Source organism: Rhizobium johnstonii 3841, assembly GCF_000009265.1.
GTDB classification, from domain to species: Bacteria; Pseudomonadota; Alphaproteobacteria; order Rhizobiales; family Rhizobiaceae; genus Rhizobium; species Rhizobium acaciae.
Genome location: NC_008380.1, coordinates 1,239,877 through 1,254,929, shown reverse-complemented (window position 1 = coordinate 1,254,929; position 15,053 = coordinate 1,239,877). Strand labels below are relative to the sequence as shown.

23 protein-coding genes are annotated in these 15,053 nt (G+C 61.6%); 8 read left to right on the top strand and 15 right to left on the bottom strand.

Going from position 1 to position 15,053, the window contains the following annotated elements; genetic code table 11:
- Positions 1–4: 4 nt before the first annotated feature.
- Positions 5–709 (top strand): SDR family oxidoreductase, encoded by a 705-nt coding sequence (locus RL_RS06170; protein WP_011650911.1) that lies wholly within the window; start codon positions 5–7, stop codon positions 707–709.
- 95 nt (positions 710–804) lie between these two features.
- Positions 805–1,374: a pyridoxamine 5'-phosphate oxidase family protein gene (locus RL_RS06165; protein ID WP_011650910.1), complete on the top strand. Its 570-nt coding sequence runs from the start codon at positions 805–807 to the stop codon at positions 1,372–1,374.
- A gap of 212 nt (positions 1,375–1,586) precedes the next feature.
- Here RL_RS06165 and aac(3) read toward each other — a convergent pair whose 3' ends face one another.
- Positions 1,587–2,402, bottom strand: coding sequence for an aminoglycoside 3-N-acetyltransferase (gene aac(3), locus RL_RS06160; protein ID WP_011650909.1), 816 nt, complete (start codon positions 2,400–2,402; stop codon positions 1,587–1,589).
- Positions 2,403–2,809: 407 nt separating this feature from the next.
- Between aac(3) and RL_RS06155 the strand changes: the two genes are divergently transcribed.
- The gene (locus tag RL_RS06155) at positions 2,810–2,998 is read left to right on the top strand and encodes a hypothetical protein (protein WP_028742892.1); all 189 of its coding nucleotides are present in this window, start codon (positions 2,810–2,812) and stop codon (positions 2,996–2,998) included.
- A 110-nt stretch (positions 2,999–3,108) separates the two neighbouring features.
- Here RL_RS06155 and RL_RS06150 read toward each other — a convergent pair whose 3' ends face one another.
- The 8 genes from RL_RS06150 to RL_RS06120 all read right to left on the bottom strand — a co-directional run bounded on the left by RL_RS06150 (position 3,109) and on the right by RL_RS06120 (position 8,669).
- Entirely contained in the window at positions 3,109–3,759 is a 651-nt protein-coding gene (locus tag RL_RS06150; RefSeq protein ID WP_041936216.1) for a pyridoxamine 5'-phosphate oxidase family protein, read from the bottom strand.
- A 150-nt stretch (positions 3,760–3,909) separates the two neighbouring features.
- Positions 3,910–4,965: a Cj0069 family protein gene (locus RL_RS06145; RefSeq protein WP_011650906.1), complete on the bottom strand. Its 1,056-nt coding sequence runs from the start codon at positions 4,963–4,965 to the stop codon at positions 3,910–3,912.
- Complete coding sequence (locus RL_RS39820; protein ID WP_155251678.1) at positions 4,962–5,114, bottom strand: hypothetical protein; 153 nt, start codon at positions 5,112–5,114, stop codon at positions 4,962–4,964. The genes RL_RS06145 and RL_RS39820 overlap by 4 nt, the downstream gene beginning before the upstream one ends.
- 120 nt (positions 5,115–5,234) lie before the next feature.
- Positions 5,235–5,786, bottom strand: coding sequence for a hypothetical protein (locus tag RL_RS06140; RefSeq protein WP_244432354.1), 552 nt, complete (start codon positions 5,784–5,786; stop codon positions 5,235–5,237).
- 8 nt (positions 5,787–5,794) lie between these two features.
- Complete coding sequence (locus RL_RS06135; protein WP_011650904.1) at positions 5,795–6,526, bottom strand: ABC transporter permease; 732 nt, start codon at positions 6,524–6,526, stop codon at positions 5,795–5,797.
- Positions 6,526–6,963 (bottom strand): YqaA family protein, encoded by a 438-nt coding sequence (locus RL_RS06130; protein ID WP_011650903.1) that lies wholly within the window; start codon positions 6,961–6,963, stop codon positions 6,526–6,528. Before RL_RS06130 ends, RL_RS06135 begins: the two co-directional genes overlap by 1 nt.
- Before the next feature lie 4 nt (positions 6,964–6,967).
- Entirely contained in the window at positions 6,968–7,246 is a 279-nt protein-coding gene (locus tag RL_RS06125) for a metal-sensing transcriptional repressor (protein WP_024323399.1), read from the bottom strand.
- A 73-nt stretch (positions 7,247–7,319) separates the two neighbouring features.
- Positions 7,320–8,669: a cation diffusion facilitator family transporter gene (locus RL_RS06120; RefSeq protein WP_011650901.1), complete on the bottom strand. Its 1,350-nt coding sequence runs from the start codon at positions 8,667–8,669 to the stop codon at positions 7,320–7,322.
- A gap of 527 nt (positions 8,670–9,196) precedes the next feature.
- Between RL_RS06120 and RL_RS06115 the strand changes: the two genes are divergently transcribed.
- Together RL_RS06115 and RL_RS06110 are read left to right on the top strand one after the other, a co-directional pair.
- The gene (locus tag RL_RS06115) at positions 9,197–9,469 is read left to right on the top strand and encodes a BON domain-containing protein (RefSeq protein WP_028742887.1); all 273 of its coding nucleotides are present in this window, start codon (positions 9,197–9,199) and stop codon (positions 9,467–9,469) included.
- A gap of 128 nt (positions 9,470–9,597) precedes the next feature.
- A complete protein-coding gene (locus RL_RS06110) occupies positions 9,598–9,993 on the top strand; it encodes a DUF1236 domain-containing protein (RefSeq protein ID WP_011650899.1) in 396 nt (131 codons plus the stop codon).
- 159 nt (positions 9,994–10,152) lie between these two features.
- Here the strand turns inward: RL_RS06110 and RL_RS06105 are convergent, their stop codons facing one another.
- The 6 genes from RL_RS06105 to RL_RS06080 form a co-directional block, all read right to left on the bottom strand.
- Entirely contained in the window at positions 10,153–10,410 is a 258-nt protein-coding gene (locus tag RL_RS06105) for a GlsB/YeaQ/YmgE family stress response membrane protein (RefSeq protein WP_028742885.1), read from the bottom strand.
- 163 nt (positions 10,411–10,573) lie between these two features.
- Positions 10,574–10,792 carry a hypothetical protein gene (locus RL_RS06100; RefSeq protein WP_011650897.1) on the bottom strand — a complete coding sequence of 73 codons (219 nt, stop codon included), beginning with the start codon at positions 10,790–10,792 and terminating at the stop codon, positions 10,574–10,576.
- Between the two features lie 385 nt (positions 10,793–11,177).
- Positions 11,178–11,789 carry an ATP-dependent Clp protease proteolytic subunit gene (locus tag RL_RS06095; RefSeq protein WP_011650896.1) on the bottom strand — a complete coding sequence of 204 codons (612 nt, stop codon included), beginning with the start codon at positions 11,787–11,789 and terminating at the stop codon, positions 11,178–11,180.
- A gap of 46 nt (positions 11,790–11,835) precedes the next feature.
- Complete coding sequence (locus RL_RS06090) at positions 11,836–12,195, bottom strand: SRPBCC family protein (RefSeq protein ID WP_011650895.1); 360 nt, start codon at positions 12,193–12,195, stop codon at positions 11,836–11,838.
- Entirely contained in the window at positions 12,192–12,506 is a 315-nt protein-coding gene (locus tag RL_RS06085) for an ArsR/SmtB family transcription factor (protein ID WP_003546150.1), read from the bottom strand. The genes RL_RS06090 and RL_RS06085 overlap by 4 nt, the downstream gene beginning before the upstream one ends.
- A 120-nt stretch (positions 12,507–12,626) precedes the next feature.
- Positions 12,627–13,238 (bottom strand): TetR/AcrR family transcriptional regulator, encoded by a 612-nt coding sequence (locus tag RL_RS06080; RefSeq protein ID WP_011650893.1) that lies wholly within the window; start codon positions 13,236–13,238, stop codon positions 12,627–12,629.
- A gap of 137 nt (positions 13,239–13,375) precedes the next feature.
- Here RL_RS06080 and RL_RS06075 point away from each other — a divergent pair, with 137 nt between their 5' ends.
- From RL_RS06075 to RL_RS06065, 3 genes are all read left to right on the top strand, one after another.
- Positions 13,376–13,765, top strand: coding sequence for a RidA family protein (locus tag RL_RS06075; protein WP_011650892.1), 390 nt, complete (start codon positions 13,376–13,378; stop codon positions 13,763–13,765).
- Between the two features lie 345 nt (positions 13,766–14,110).
- On the top strand, positions 14,111–14,428 hold the full coding sequence (locus RL_RS06070; RefSeq protein ID WP_011650891.1) for a PepSY domain-containing protein: 318 nt from the start codon (positions 14,111–14,113) through the stop codon (positions 14,426–14,428).
- A gap of 17 nt (positions 14,429–14,445) precedes the next feature.
- On the top strand, positions 14,446–15,042 hold the full coding sequence (locus RL_RS06065; RefSeq protein ID WP_011650890.1) for a general stress protein: 597 nt from the start codon (positions 14,446–14,448) through the stop codon (positions 15,040–15,042).
- The last annotated feature ends 11 nt before the right edge of the window (positions 15,043–15,053 follow it).

The window sequence follows — 15,053 nt, the reverse complement described above, 5'->3', positions numbered from 1 at the left end:
GACGATGGCAGTAGAAAAGGTGGCGATCATTACGGCTGGCGGCAGCGGCATGGGTGCGGAAGCCGCCAGGCGGCTGGCGGCCGATGGCTTCAAGGTCGCCATCCTGTCTTCGTCTGGCAAGGGCGAGGCGCTTGCCGCCGAACTGGGCGGCATCGGCGTCACCGGCTCGAACCAGTCCAACGACGACCTGAAGCGCCTGGTCGACGCGACGATGGAGAAATGGGGACGTGTCGACGTGCTCGTCAACAGCGCCGGCCACGGCCCGCGTGCGCCGATCACCGAGGTCACCGACGAACAGTGGCATACCGGCCTCGACGTCTATCTGATGAACGTCATCCGTTCGGTTCGGCTGGTCACGCCGATCATGCAGGCGCAGAAGTCGGGCGCGATCGTCAATATCTCCACCGCCTGGGTGTCCGAACCGTCGGCGATGTTCCCGACCTCGGCCGTCTTCCGCGCCGGGCTCGCCGCCTACACCAAAATTTATGCCGATACCTACGCGGGCGACGGCATCCGCATCAACAACGTGCTGCCAGGCTGGATCGACAGCCTGCCGGCGACGGAGGAGCGCCGCGACAGCGTGCCGATGAAGCGCTACGGCACCAGCGCCGAAGTGGCCGCAACAATTTCCTTCCTCGTTTCCGAAGGGGCGGGCTATATCACCGGCCAGAGCCTCAGGATCGACGGCGGCCTTACCCGGTCCGTCTGATCGGAATCGCTTTCAACGCCAAGGAGAACAGCGATGTGCTTCAACTGGAACGTCAAGGCCGGCGAGATAAAGAAGGCGGAGGCGGAGGCGACAGAATGACCCTCGAGGCGGTCGATGCATCGGCCTGGGCCGAGCTGGAAGGTGCTGCCGCCGATCCGCAGTCGGCCTTCCGCTACCTGAACCTGTGTTCGGTCGACGCCGGCGGCCGGCCGCAAGCCCGCATGGTCGTGCTGCGGCGCGTGGATGTGGCGCGGCGCGTCCTGGAAATCCATACGGATGTCAGAAGCCCGAAATGGCAGGAAATATCGGTCAATCCTCTGGTCACCATCCTCGGCTTCGGCCCGCAGCCGAAAGTGCAGCTTCGCCTGCAGGGATCGGCCGAGCTCCATGGACCGGCCAGCGAATGCGCGACTGAAGCCTGGAGCCTGCTGCCGCGATCGACGCGCAGTACCTATATGGGCGGGCCGCCGGGCGACGACATCGGCGAGCCGCTGGCAAGCGAGGCAGCGGTCGCAGACGCCGAAGGACGGGCCTTCTTCGGGGTGCTGATCTTCCGGGCCGAGACGCTGGACTGGTTCCAGCTGCGCCACGCCGACAACCGACGCGCAGTCTTTGCCTACGACCATCTGGGCGCGCTGACCTCCTCCCGCTGGGTCAATCCCTGAACGCCAGACGATGTCGAAGCCGCCCCTCGCTTTGCGATCGTCCGCCACATCCGGCTGATGGGCGAGATGCCCGCCGGGACCAGGAATGGGGAAGCGAGACTGTCGGCTGGATTGCAAGGCAGGCAAATTTCCTCAAGACGTGGGAGACCGCGCGATGTGTCGACCGCCTGTTCTGAAGCACCCTTTGACGCGCGGCTTATCGGCTTAGCCGCTCAGCCTTCAAGCCGAACATGATGCTCCAGCCATGCGACAGCGAAGCTGCAGATCGCGGCCGCGTCGACCAGGACCGATCCTGCGTCTCCGACCAGGCCCTGCGCACCCTGCCCGCTGGCGAGAAACGCGCCCACGATCCGGCCGAAATAATCGTCGTCGAGGCCCGGCACGACTGGGTCGCTTGTGTCGAACTCTTCCAGCATGCGCCACACCACGCCGGCCGATGTGACAAAGGGCGCCTCGTAGCGGCGCAGGCGCTTGTTCGGAATTCGCGCCAGGTGTTCTGCATGGTGGAGCAGGGTCATGGTGTCGAGCGGGGCGCCGGCCATCAGAACCTTGCCGCCTGCAGCCACCAGCCTGCCGAGCGGCGATGTCTCTCCATAGCCGTAATCGAGCGGGTGATCGGCGGTGAGCCAATCGGCGCGCGCACCGATCGCCGCGACCGAGGCGCCCGGATTGCCGCTGCGCCTTGCCCCCGGTGTCGTTCGAATGAATTCGGCGAGCACGCCATTATCGCGGGCAGCGCGAGAAACAGCCGGATCGAACGGCGCGATATGTGCGCGCCATTCCGGCGGGACGCGACCATTTTCATCCAGCAACGCATCATAGGCGCCGTTCCAGTCGGTGTAGGCGAGGATGGTGCCGGAAGGCCCCACGGCATCGCGAAGCGCTTCGATCAGTACATCAGGCCCGTTGAGCAGCCGCCCCACCCGCTTCATCGCGGCGTGGACCATGACCATGTCGCCGGCGCGAATGCCGAGACTGTCGAGATCCCTGGCGAGCGAGAGGCGGGTGTGAATGCGCGGAACGATCATCGGCAGACGATCATGGGGGCGCGTGCCGGAGTCAAGCGGTCGGAGACCGTGCTCTGATGCTCCCCTTCCGCCGACGATCGCGGCGGTGGGCCTCGCAGAGCTCATGCCACGTCCGTCAACAGGCTGGAGGCTACGCACATCTTATTCTGGTGGTCTCGTGTCACGTATAGTCGCGGTGCGTGTGTCACGCTGATTTCACGCGATTTCGATGGTGGATTTTACTAGATTTCTTCACGATTTCGCCGGGATGATTTGGCGGGACGCGTTGTCTTTTGGATCGCGTTTCGGACAGCGCCGGCCGCCGAAGTGGCAAAGAGTTTCGTGCCGATCAAGCATTGCCCCTCCAGGGTGGGCGGCGGTCGGTCGTTTTCACCTTGATCATGCTGCAGCGCAGGAGGCAGCTGAAGATGCACTTTCTGGTCCATTCAAAGACGATCGCCGAACTTGAATATGACAGCGAGACCTGCCTCTTGCGGGTGCTCTACAAAGACGGACGAGTGAGCTCCGTTCCTGATGTCGCTCCCACGCTGGTGATGAAGATCGTCGCGCGGGTTCCCGTCGAAAAATCTCCTTATCTCATGCAGACCGCGATCTGAGACTTCTGCGAAAGGCACAACGAGTCGGAAAGGGCGGGTAGCGCCGGTCCGAAGGTCAGGCGAGTTGCGGCAGCGGAGACACGGCCCCCGCTTCGGCCCGCGCCGGGCAGCTAGTAGAGTGTCTTTCGGTAGGCTTGTTCCAGGTCTTCGTCCATCTTTCGCATTTCATCCCCGTCCTTCGGCGCCCCTGTCGTCTCATCCAGAATGATCTTTATCAGCGAGGGCATCTCGGTGCGGTCCTGGAAATGGTCCGGGCTCCACAAGCGGGACCGTCTGAAGGCCTTGGCGCAATGCATGAAAACTTCGCTTACCGTCACGATGATCGCGAGTTTCGGGAGACGATCGGCGACGCTCATGCTCGTCAGCAGTTGAGGATCATGGGTCAGACTTGCCCGCCCGTTGACGCGCAATGTGTCGTCGAAACCGGGGACAAGAAACAAGAGCCCGACATTCGGGTTGGCGATGATGTTGCTTAAGGTATCAAGACGATTGTTGCCGGGTCGATCCGGGATCGCCAGGGTGCGCTCGTCAAGAACCTTGACGAACCCCGGAGGGTCGCCGCGAGGACTGACGTCGGCCTTTCCCTCGGAACTCTGCGTGCCGATGCAGAAGAATGGCGAGCGCCGAATGAATTCCTGCGCGTGCTCGCCAAGAGAATTCTGACACTTCACGATTGCCAGAGCGTGGGTCGGCTCGAACAGCGCCCGAAGCGACTGTTCATCCGCGATGGCAAAATCTGGATTGAGTTGCAAGGCCGTCATGATCCCCTCCCGAAACCCTCTCATCGCATGGCCGAACTGCAGGTCTGGAACTCTGACCTCGCTCGTCTCCGTCCGCAAGCGATGGATATGATGTACGTACCTCAGAAGCTATACATGAGTTGATATCCGGGATCAATGCTCCGGCGACAGTTACACTGCGGACTGGCGCAGCCGCGATGCCATCGCGCGCGCAATCTCCGCAGGGGCTTCGTCAGGAATGGCGAAGACGGAGCTGACGTTGATCTCGCAGAGAACGTAGGTGTCGTTGCCTGCAGCGTCGGGTGGCCCGTAGAGGAAATCGGCGTCCCAGATGATCGGCAACGACGTTGCTTCGACCCCAAGCGTCGACATCATTTCCGGCGTCCACTCACTTTCCATTCTTGTCCTCAAAGTATGGAACGGTTCTGCGGATGCCGGATGCATGATCCGTGGACCAGGCTGAAGTGGTTCCCGGCCAGATCCCGACGGCGGCGTCACCAGTGCCTTGACCAACTGTTGTCCGAAGCCCACGACCCTGCTTCCAGACATGTAGCAGCGGATCATGCCCTCGGGCAGACGGGACTGAAACGGCTGATCGACGATGCAGCCACCTTCGGTGAAGTAGCTCTCGCAGCGGGAAATGAAGTCGGACAGGTGGGTGGCTTCAGGGACACTGCCTGATTTCGCTTCCAGCACACTGATCGAGGTCGCACCGCCGGCGGGCGCTCCCGCCAGTTCGACCTTCCAGATACCTTGCCCGCCGTTGCCGCGGTTCCGCTTCAACACGCGCGGCCCGGCGGCTAGGAACGTTGGAACGAACGCCTGGCGGAAGTCCGCCGCGGTGCGATAGAGCCGTGTGTCGACGCCCCAGCCGATATGCCTGGTCTCGTAGAGCACCTCCTTGACGCCCATCTTGAGGATGACGTCCGGATGCGCACTTACAAATCGGCCGGCTTCCGCCACCTGTCGCAGAAGCGGATCGAGGATCTTTCTCGTCTTTCCGTCGTCGAGCGGGTTCACCCAGACAAGCACGGCGTCGACCGCAAGGAGCTGTTCGAGGACCTCGTCGGCGAATTCTTCGTCGAAGACGGCGGGCTCCGGCGCAAGGCCGACTGCCGCGAGTTCTTCGAAGATCCGGTGGAAGCGGTTGTTCTGTGGCGTCGCCGCTCGCCGGGCTTGCCGGTCGCCGCGCCAGACGATCGCAATCCGTGGGGGCGAGTTCTTCATGGGTGCAACTCGAACGACAGGCGATAGGCGAAGACGCCTTGACTGAGCTTGCGTCCCTGCCGGCAGCGGACGTCTAGCAGCATCTGGGCGCCTGAGGTGCCGACGATCCGATTCAGCTTGTCAGGTTTGATTTCAAGAAATGACAGCATGGCAGCGCGTCCTCCGTTGGTGCGGGTTCAAGGACGCGATTCTTCGGCCGTAGCCTCGTGGGGCGATCGCTGCCCCATGACTCCGAAACTCTCAAAGCAGGATCGCCCTGTCAAGCGGCTTCAGTTTTCAATCCGTTGTTCGGCGACGACGCTCGCCACAACCTCGTCGGCGCCGTTCGGATAGATTGGAAGGTCGAGCGTTAGCGCTTCCTTCACGCCCTCGCGCTCGATCGCAAAGAACTTCCGCACCCGCCCTTGCCCCTTTTGCTCTCCAGAAGGCCGCGCTGCTTCTGTCGAGGCGAAACTCCGTTCGAATTCGGCCGCGTCGGTCCCGGCGAACGCCATGGTGCAACTCTCGACGGTCTTCGGGCCGACGGCCCCACGTGCGACCACAACCGCCTCGAAGGGAGAAGCGCCGTCGGAATTCACGAGCCAGCCTTGGAAGCTCGCTGGTTCCCCGAGAGGCTGAATGCCCATCGTCATGTCCTCCGCCAGATCCGGCCAGCCGTTTTCCTTCGCCAGTGCGACCGTCTGGTCGTAGCGCGGCCCGAGTTCGAGGCACCGCTCGGCGAAACGCTGGAACGGCGACTTCGTCTCCTCGCACTGGGCGCCGCTTGCCAATACCAGTAGCGCTGCCGTCGCGCCAATCAGCACCATTTTTGTTCGACGCATCATTGCCCTCATGTAGTTGCCAGCCAGTTCGCTATCTCGACCGCAGCGACGGCAACCAGCACCAGCCCCGCGAGTGCACCCGTCGCGCGGGATACAAAACCGAGCAGCCGCGGCCACGTCCTCATCAGATAGGCGATGCGGTCGCGGAAAACCACGGTCAGAAGAGCGACCACGGAGAGCGTCAGCCCGACCCCTATCATCATGGTGAAGGCGAACAGCAGGCCGGTGACGACGACCTGATGGATCATGGCGAAGGTCATCACGAACAGGGTGAGAGGGCAAGGCACCAGCCCGGCCGCTACCCCCATCAACAGCCCTTCGCCCTCCGCATGCGAGTGATCGTGCCGGAACAGAGCCGACGCCAGCATCCAGAGGCCGATAACGCCTAGCAAGGCCCGGCTGACGACTTCGAGGGTCGGAGACGATCCGGCGTCGACGAAGGAATGCGACACCAGCGGCAGCGCGAGAAGCGCTATGAGGACTGCCATCGTCACGTGCGTGAAGGAAAGTGCGAGCGATACAAGCAGCGCCCGGTGCGCCCTGGTGGAGGAACCGGCAAGGTAGGTGGCAAGAACGGACTTGCTGTGGCCGGGCGTCATTGCATGGACGGCGCCGAAAACGATGCCCATCGGCAGGAAGGCGAGGAACGAGGCCCAGCCGCCGCCCGCAGCAAATCCCTTTATGTGGCCGGCGAAGGCGAGGTAGATTTCACGCTGGACGTCGACGATCTGCTGGAACATTACGCAAGCCCCGTCGTCGCTGCTGCAAGCACGAGATATCGCCCTACTTTGGCGATGGCCACCAGCACCAGGAAGGTCGGCAGCGGCTCGCGCAGGACGCCGGCCATCACAGTGATCGGATCGCCGACGATCGGCAGCCAGCTTGCGAGCAGCGACCACTTGCCGAAGCGGCGATACCAGGCCTGCGCACGGTCGAGCGCTGCCGGACCGATCGGAAACCATCGTTTTTCCCTGAAGCGTTCGATGCCGCGGCCGAGCAGCCAATTCGCCAGCGCGCCGAGCACGTTGCCCAGGCTCGCGACGGCGAGGAGCCAGAAGGTGGAAAACTTCCCGGAGAGAAGAAGGCCGATGAGAACGGCTTCAGACTGCATCGGCATGATGGTCGCCGCCCCAAGCGCCGCGGCGAACAGTCCGAGATAGGCCAGCAGGTCGGCCATGCCGTCAAAGGTACTTGGTGATCGTCTTGAACTCGTCGATGGACTGCCGCTTGTCGCGCGGCAGGGCGCCGACCGTCTCTTCGAGGCAGTGATCGAGATGATCCTGGATCAGCGTCCGTTTGGCGTTGATGATCGCCTTCTCCACCGCGGAGAGCTGCTGGGCGATGTCGAGACACGGTTTGCCTGCCTCGATCATCGTGATGACGCTCTTCAGATGACCCTCGGCCCGTTTCAGGCGCTTGACGATCTCCGGATGGGTGGCGTGGGTGTGAGGTTCGGTCATCGTGTCCATGTTCTCGATCCTTCTAAAGGAGAAGAGCGCTCGACCTTACGCCGGGGACCGCCTCCGGGACAAGTCAGTGATGATGGCCTTCCGGCTCTTCCATTCGAAACGGAAGGTCGTCGACTTCGACGCCTGCCATCAGCTTCAGCACCGCGTCGAACGCGTGAGGCTCGGCAGGAGCGACGTTGCTGATCAAAGCGTGATGATCGGCCGGCGAAGGGAGCAGCGGCAGCCGCTCAACGAGACCATCGCGGGCGATCTCCACGACGGCCTCGAGTCCCCTGGCGTGTTTCGAAATGGAGAGCCGCACGCGTTCACCCTCGGGCGTGTCGACAATCTCCAGCACTCCGGTCGCCAATCGGGAACTCACCGTGAACCCAGCGGGTGCGCGGTGATGCCCGTGGCCGCGATCGCTGGTGTGCGCTTCGGCGGCTGCCTCGGCGATCTGGATGGTCGCCGTACCTAGCGCCGGAAGATGTGCGTGAAGCTCATTGCGAAGCGTGGCCACGATGCCGTTGGCTTCGGCGACGGTCTTGTCGCCGCTGACCGAGATCGTAACGTCGGCATGGAGCCGGTGACCGATCCAGCGAGCCTTCACGTCCGTCAGACCACCGATGCCCTCGACATGCTCTGCTGCATGACGGATCTCGTCGGTGATATCAGGCTCGACGCCGTCGAGGCTGCGGGTGATGATGGCGCGCGCCGACTGCCAGACGATGCCGAAGATCGCGATGGTGATCAGCAGGCCGATGATCGGATCGGCGAGCGGAAAGCCGAACCAGACCCCGACGGCGCCGAGCACGACCGCCAGGCTGGTCAGACCATCGGTGCGGGCGTGGTAGCCGTCGGCGATCAGCGCGGCGCTGTTCATCTGCCTGCCGACACGGATGCGGAACACCGCCACGGCCTCGTTGCCGATGAAGCCGATGACGCCGGCCACGGCCACCGCCAGAAGCTGGGTGATCGGCTGCGGGTTCAACAGGCGGTTGATCGCCTCATAGCCGGCGACGATGGCGCTGAAGAGAATAATCAGCACGATCAGCATGCCGGCAAGATCCTCGACCCGGCCGAGGCCATAATTGAAGGTTTTTGTCGGCTTCCGTCTGACCAGCGTGAAGGCGATCCACAGAGGAATTGCGGTGGCGGCATCGCCGATATTGTGGATGGTGTCGGCCAGCAGCGCGACGCTTCCCGAAGAGAAGACGACGACAAGCTGCAGGGCCGCGGTGATGGCCAGAATGACGAACGACCACTTGATCGCCCAGATGCCGCGCTCGGATGAGGCGATGCTCGGATCGACGACGCCGTGTGTGTGCCCATGGCCTCCGGCATCTCCATGGGAGTGGCCGTGCGAGCCGTGACTGTGGCCATGGGACTGACCGTCTTGGCCGAAACCGAACCATTCCCTGATGCCGGAGAACATTGCAGACCCTTGACTGATAATGTTGCCTACCTATCCCCCTGGTAGGGATGCGTCAAGTTGGTTTCTTGTGTGCGATGCGGACAAGGTTATCAATTGCGGCATGATTCATCGCCGGGACAACAGATCGAGCATGCTCGCTGCTGCCCGAAAGCGCGGCCCGTTTCTCTTTTGCTGAACAATCCCATGTTTCCCGCGCAACTCGTAGGGGCAGGTTGAAAGCGTTGTTTCGTGGAGATCCCGCGTCGGAACTGCCCGCCGAAACCGCCGCGGGCGCCAAATCATCGATGTCAGACAGGCCTTAGGGAAAGGCGTTCGGTCGCTCCTGCGTCATCAGGGAGGTTCTGACTGGAGTTTGGCAAACATTGCTAAAACCTCCCTGATGTCCTTTCAACAAGGATCAGGAGAATCTAGGCCGGATCGTGCCGAGGGAAAGCCGGACTTAGGTCCGGGTGGCGACGTCAGGACACACTGCTCATATTAGCTTTGAGGAAGATGAAGGTCCGCGGGGGGCGGGACAGGAGGAGAATATGAAGTTCGGCCCCGATAACTACAATCACGAAGAGCGCTGCTCGCAAGGCCATAGTTCGGCGTCCACGATCGCCACAATCGAAGCAGCCCTTTCCGCCGATCCGGATATCGACAGCAGTGCCATCGAGATCAGGATGCTCGGCCCTGTCGTCCTGCTCGAAGGCTTTATAACCAAGGCTGCAGACCGCGACAAAGCCATCTCGCTTGCTGCGATGATCGTCGGCTGGGAGAACATCCAGGACCGGATGCTGAGCCGTTTTCCCAGGCAGTAGGCAGGCCAATCCTGCGCTAGGACCAAGGTCTGTCTGAGCCCCGGCATGAAGTCCTACATCTGGAACACTTCCTCCATCTTTCGGTTTGGCTCCGCAGCGGAACCATCCGCGTCCAAGGAGGAAAACAGATGGATATCAAAGTGGTAGGAATCGCCGCAGGCATCCTGTTGGGATCGACCTCTGCCTTTGCGCAGTCTTCGACGGTAACAGGAGCGGTAGGCGGTGCTGCAACAGGTGCGATTGTCGGCGGCCCGGTCGGTGCTGCTGTCGGTGGCATCGTCGGCGGCGTGGCGGGTAGCGTCATTGATCCGCCGCCGCAGCAGGTGGTGACCTATGTTCAGCAGGCTCCGGCCCCGACCGAGCGCATCGTGGTGAAGGAAAAGGTCGTCGTCGGACAGCCCTTGCCTGAGACCGTGGTCGTCACGCCAATTCCCGATGATCCGAAATATGCATACGCGATCGTCAACGATCAGCGTGTGATCGTCGAACCTTCCTCCCGGAAGGTCATCCAGGTCATCCAATGACCGACGGGCGGCTCCAGCCGCCCCTCCTACAGTGTCCAACCTCGTAGTAGGCATGGTCCCGGCGGCGTTTTGCGCGCCGCCGGAATCCCGGGAGCAATCAGCCGGGCTAACCCGAAAACGTGACGAAGGCGGCCGGTTGCGCAGCCGCCTCCTGTTAGATCAGGCCGTACGTCTGACCATTCTCGCAACAGCGATCAGGATACAGGCTCCGATGAAGCCCGCGATCAGATAACCCAGCCAGCCGCCAAGGGCGACGCCGAAGAGCGACAGGATAAAGTTGGCGACGATGGCGCCGACAATACCGAGAATGATATTCATCAGCACGCCCATGTTGCTCTTCATGAGCATTTCGGCGAGCCAGCCGGCAATGCCGCCGATGACGATGGCGGCGATCCAGCCGATACCTGCACTTTCCATAGCAATTCCCCTTGTGAATGATGAGCGGCCGGCGCAGGCAATCACATCTCGCAGATCCGGGCTAAACCGATTGCCAAGCGACAAGACTGTAATGGTCGCCGCGCCAGTTGGTTCCATAACCCCCGCTCCAAGAGGTCGCGCGCCCTCCCCGATCGGCTTCAGGTCACTTGTCGGCCGCGGGCCAATCGTTCGCAGGCTCCTCTATGACGGCAACATCGTCCTCCGCAGGATCGGGATCGCGCTCAAGGGCTGCGCGCAGATTGCCGATCTCTTTGATGATCGCATCGAAGACGTCCTGCTGCCTGGCCCCGGCCACAACGCAGTCGTCGACGAGATCCTCCAGCTTGGCGCGAAGCCCGACCTTCCAATTATTTTTGCTCATGACCTTCTCCTCCTCTGATCGATCCACACAGTGCATCGTCGCTCGCGTGTTCCACCGCCTTCGATGGCAGGCGGCGGTTTCCGCGCCCAGGAGACGGTGATCGATGTGTGGCCCTGGTTGGCGGTTCGATCCTCGCGAAATCCTGTTGTCCGGGATGAGATCGCGGCGAACGGGTAAAGGTGCTCGCCTGGCATTTCGTTGCCCGCACCGAGAAATCGGAAAAACCGATGCGTTCACCATCTCCGTCACGTCCGATTGGCACGCCGCGACCTCGGCGAATTAACCGATAGCCGCAGCAACGGTTCCGCCCGGCTGGACTCTTTTGCCGGCATGGCAGAACCGTCCATTCTGCGACGTTGCAAAAGTCAGGAAAACAAGTGTCGCTTCAATCGGGAATTTCGCCTTCCCGAACCGTTAGAATACGGTCGATAAGACCCCATTCCAGTGCTTCTTCCGCGGTCATGAAGCGGTCGCGATCCATCCCGCGCTCAAAGTCTTCATAGGAGCGTCCGCAATGTTCCGCGTAGAGCCGCGTCATGCGCTGCTTGGTCTTCAGAATTTCTTCGGCATGAATCATCATGTCGGAAGCCTGCCCTTGGAAGCCACCGGATGGCTGGTGAATGAGGATACTGGCATTGGGCAAGGCAGCTCTTCCGCCGGCCTCGCCTGCCATCAGCAGGAACGATCCCATGGAACGGGCTGTCCCCATGCAAAGCGTATGAACTGGCGCGCGGATAAAGCGCATGGTGTCGTACATGGCGAGGCCGCTGGTCACGACGCCGCCCGGAGAATTGATGTAAAGATTGATCGGCTTCTTTGAATTCTCGGCCTCAAGGAACAGTAACTGCGCGCAGACCAGAGCGGAAACGGTATCGTTGACCTCGCCGTTGAGGAAGATGATGCGTTCGCGCAGAAGGCGGGAGTAAATGTCAAAAGACCGCTCCCCTCTGCTGGATTGTTCTATGACCATGGGGACGAGTTGCATCGCTTCGCGCATCGGCGAACTCCGATCTTCCAGAAATCAAAGGGGAGAGCTTGCCGCGTCAGGCGGCGAGCATGAGGAGCGGATTGTTGCTGTTCGCGGCCGTTTCCGCCATCCGGTCAAGCCTCGCGTCGGTTAGCTGGTGGATGATGCGCAGGCGGGTGCCGCCGGTCGCGTTCGGGACGATCGTGAACGTCACCGTGCTTTCAAGGTAAGGTGGAGCGTCGTCGCGCAGGCTATAACGGACTTCCTCGCCAGGTGTGATCGTGGCCGGGGTGGGATCGGCTAAAGCGTCTTTCGGCAACCAGATTTCCCGAAATTCCGGAATGCTGATTGCACGCCAGACCTTTTGCGGCGGTTCATCCAGATCGAATTCCAGTTCGATGCCGTCTTTCTGCTCCTTGGCCTTTCCATCGTTCATTGGTCCATATCCTTCAGCAAGACCTTGAGAGCTTCGATGCGGGCAGGCCAGTAAGCGCGATATTTCGCCAACCATTGTGCGATGAGAGCCAGCCCCTCCGGATCGACTTCGTAATTCACGAAACGCCCCTGCCGTTCTTCCCTCACGAGCTTTGCGCTCCGCAAAACCGAGAGGTGTTGCGACATTGCCGGCTGGCTGATCTCCATGCCCTCACGCAGCGCACTGGCGTTCATGCCGCCCGCCGCCAGCTTCTCGAAGATCGCGCGGCGGGTCGGGTCAGCCAAGGCTCGGAAAATGTCATTCTCGATCATGCGAACACATAAGCACACACTTATGCGATTCGCAAGTCTATTTCGCGATGGCTTTTGCGTTGTCGCGCAATTCCCGACTTTTGCGACACTCCGGTTTCTCCTGAAAGCGTTCGAGGTCGATCACAAACGCTCCACCAGCAGGCCTGCCGCCAAGGCATGGAAAGCCTCGACCGCCTTTGGCAGCACGCTTTGCGGATCTTCGCTGGCGGCGATCCAGAGAGCGGCATTGAGAGCCGCGCCGCTCAGCAACCGGGCCGCCGCCTCTGGGTCAAGCGGCTTGAGGATACCTTGGGCGATCAGGCACTCCACCGTGCTCTTGGTCACCTGCAGGCAATTGTTCTGGCTCGGCCACTGCGAGGGATCCCCCAGCACCGCAGGTCCGTCGAGCAGGACGATGCGCTGGACTTCCGGATTGAGCGCCATCTCGATATAGGCCGCCCCCTCGGCGAGTAGGCCCTGCCAATCATTGCCCGCGCGCGCGCCAATCTCTTGAGCGCGCACCGCCATCTCCGTGTCGATCTGATCGACAACCGCCGCCAGCAACCCGCGCTTGTCTTGGAAGTTGTGGTAAAGCGCGCCCCGCGTCAGACCGACGTCGGCCGTCAGTTCATCCATCGAGGCTGCGGAGTACCCCTTTTCCGCAAAAGCCTTTCGTGCCGCCGCGATCAATTTGACGCGGTTTTCCTGCATCGTTTCGCTGCGTTTCCTAGCCATTCCATCCCTCAATTTCATATACGAAGCGTATATGGACTTGACATACGGTGCGTATTTCATACATTTCACATACGAGCCGTATACCAAATAGGGGGCGAGATGTGAAGCGTCACGCCGCGCTCAACGGTCGTTGTCAACAATGAAGAGAGATCAGAATGAGAAAACGCGAAGCAATCTTTCCGGCCGACAGGCACGCTCTTTACGAGAAGCACGGCTATTCCGCCGCGATCCGATCCGGTGATCTGTTGTTTGTGTCCGGACAGGTCGGCAGCCGTTCGGATGGAACACCCGAACCCGATTTCGAACGCCAGGTGCGGCTCGCCTTTGACAATCTGAAGGCGACACTGAGTGCCGCCGGCTGCACGCTGGATGATATCGTCGATGTCACCACCTTCCACACCGACCCCGAAAACCAGTTCGGCACGATCATGGCGGTCAAGCAGGAGATGTTCAGCAAGCAGCCCTACCCGAATTGGACTGCCATCGGCGTCAACTGGCTCGCCGGCTTCGACTTCGAGATCAAGGTCATCGCCCGTATTCCGTGAAGTCACTGACATTGCCGGGGCCGCATCTGCCACCCGCACGACGTGCCGCAGGAAAGCGGCCCCGCGCGCCCACCCTCTGGGATATTTGACAGCGGCACAACTTTAGGAGTTAGAGGATCGGCCTCACACCGAGAGGCTTCCTTCAAGCACGCCCGTGGATCGTCGGTTACCCTCCCCGTTACTGTCTGCTTACATTGCCCCAGCGCCGCAGAAAATGACCCGCAGCGCGCCGTATTGCCATATATTTAGAAAAATCAATTGCATAATCTCGGGGAACAAAGATCTCTCTTGCGTGTTCTGACTGCATGGATCGTCATCTGATCCGCAAAATGAGAGGAAACACATATGAAGAAGATCGTCTTTGCGGCGACCATTCTCTGCGCGTCTGCCATTGCAGCCTTTGCCCAGACCACACCGGCTCCATCTCCGGATGGGAATACACCTGCGGTTGCAACTCCGGATACCAAAAATCCGACTGCACCGGTTGAGGGCGCCAACAGCTTTACCGAAGCTCAGGCGAAGGATCGCATTGCGGAAGCCGGCTACACCGACGTCAAGGATCTCAAGCTCGATGACAAGGGGATCTGGATGGCCGCCGGCATGAAGGACGGGAAAGCCGTCGCCATTGCCCTCGATTATCAAGGCAACATCGTCGCCAAGTAACCCCAGGGAGAAACATGATGAGAACTGTAACCGGACTTTTCGACGACTACTCGGACGCTCGCTCCGCCGTCAGCAAATTGGAAGCGGCAGGCATTCCCTCAAACGACATCAGCATCGTCTCCAACAAGGCTGGCCGCATCGATCGCGACTCTGACGTTGGCGAGGATGCCGCGACGGGCGCCGGCATTGGCGCTGCCGTCGGTGGTGCTGGCGGCCTGCTGACCGGGCTGGGCCTGATGGCCATTCCCGGTGTCGGGCCGGTGGTTGCCGCAGGCTGGCTTGCCGCGACTGCGGCTGGCGCCGTCGCCGGCGCCGTCGCTGGCGGTGCCGCCGGCGGGCTGATCGGCGCCCTCACCGACTCCGGCGTCTCGGAAGACGATGCCCACCTCTATGCCGAAGGCGTCCGCCGCGGCGGCAGCCTCGTCACGGCCAAGGTCGACGACGCCCGCGCCTCCGAGGCGCAGGCCATCCTCCAGGGTTCAAACTGGGTCGACCCGATCGAACGCCGGCGTGCCTATAACGAGCAGGGATGGAGCCGGTTCGACGACACGCTCGATCCATACCGCCGTGAGCAGATCGAGCAAGAGCGCGACCGCTATCGGCGGACCGCCTAACCGGCCTTGAG

Bases quoted from the DNA above. Each gene is read 5' to 3' on its own strand.
- RL_RS06170 (WP_011650911.1), top strand. From the start codon at position 5: ATGGCAGTAGAAAAGGTGGCGATCATTACGGCTGGCGGCAGCGGCATG.
- RL_RS06165 (WP_011650910.1), top strand. From the start codon at position 805: ATGACCCTCGAGGCGGTCGATGCATCGGCCTGGGCCGAGCTGGAAGGT.
- RL_RS06155 (WP_028742892.1), top strand. From the start codon at position 2,810: ATGCACTTTCTGGTCCATTCAAAGACGATCGCCGAACTTGAATATGAC.
- RL_RS06150 (WP_041936216.1), bottom strand. From the start codon at position 3,759: ATGACGGCCTTGCAACTCAATCCAGATTTTGCCATCGCGGATGAACAG.
- RL_RS06145 (WP_011650906.1), bottom strand. From the start codon at position 4,965: ATGAAGAACTCGCCCCCACGGATTGCGATCGTCTGGCGCGGCGACCGG.
- RL_RS39820 (WP_155251678.1), bottom strand. From the start codon at position 5,114: ATGCTGTCATTTCTTGAAATCAAACCTGACAAGCTGAATCGGATCGTC.
- RL_RS06140 (WP_244432354.1), bottom strand. From the start codon at position 5,786: ATGCGTCGAACAAAAATGGTGCTGATTGGCGCGACGGCAGCGCTACTG.
- RL_RS06135 (WP_011650904.1), bottom strand. From the start codon at position 6,526: ATGTTCCAGCAGATCGTCGACGTCCAGCGTGAAATCTACCTCGCCTTC.
- RL_RS06130 (WP_011650903.1), bottom strand. From the start codon at position 6,963: ATGGCCGACCTGCTGGCCTATCTCGGACTGTTCGCCGCGGCGCTTGGG.
- RL_RS06125 (WP_024323399.1), bottom strand. From the start codon at position 7,246: ATGACCGAACCTCACACCCACGCCACCCATCCGGAGATCGTCAAGCGC.
- RL_RS06120 (WP_011650901.1), bottom strand. From the start codon at position 8,669: ATGTTCTCCGGCATCAGGGAATGGTTCGGTTTCGGCCAAGACGGTCAG.
- RL_RS06115 (WP_028742887.1), top strand. From the start codon at position 9,197: ATGAAGTTCGGCCCCGATAACTACAATCACGAAGAGCGCTGCTCGCAA.
- RL_RS06110 (WP_011650899.1), top strand. From the start codon at position 9,598: ATGGATATCAAAGTGGTAGGAATCGCCGCAGGCATCCTGTTGGGATCG.
- RL_RS06105 (WP_028742885.1), bottom strand. From the start codon at position 10,410: ATGGAAAGTGCAGGTATCGGCTGGATCGCCGCCATCGTCATCGGCGGC.
- RL_RS06100 (WP_011650897.1), bottom strand. From the start codon at position 10,792: ATGAGCAAAAATAATTGGAAGGTCGGGCTTCGCGCCAAGCTGGAGGAT.
- RL_RS06095 (WP_011650896.1), bottom strand. From the start codon at position 11,789: ATGCGCGAAGCGATGCAACTCGTCCCCATGGTCATAGAACAATCCAGC.
- RL_RS06090 (WP_011650895.1), bottom strand. From the start codon at position 12,195: ATGAACGATGGAAAGGCCAAGGAGCAGAAAGACGGCATCGAACTGGAA.
- RL_RS06085 (WP_003546150.1), bottom strand. From the start codon at position 12,506: ATGATCGAGAATGACATTTTCCGAGCCTTGGCTGACCCGACCCGCCGC.
- RL_RS06080 (WP_011650893.1), bottom strand. From the start codon at position 13,238: ATGAAATTGAGGGATGGAATGGCTAGGAAACGCAGCGAAACGATGCAG.
- RL_RS06075 (WP_011650892.1), top strand. From the start codon at position 13,376: ATGAGAAAACGCGAAGCAATCTTTCCGGCCGACAGGCACGCTCTTTAC.
- RL_RS06070 (WP_011650891.1), top strand. From the start codon at position 14,111: ATGAAGAAGATCGTCTTTGCGGCGACCATTCTCTGCGCGTCTGCCATT.
- RL_RS06065 (WP_011650890.1), top strand. From the start codon at position 14,446: ATGAGAACTGTAACCGGACTTTTCGACGACTACTCGGACGCTCGCTCC.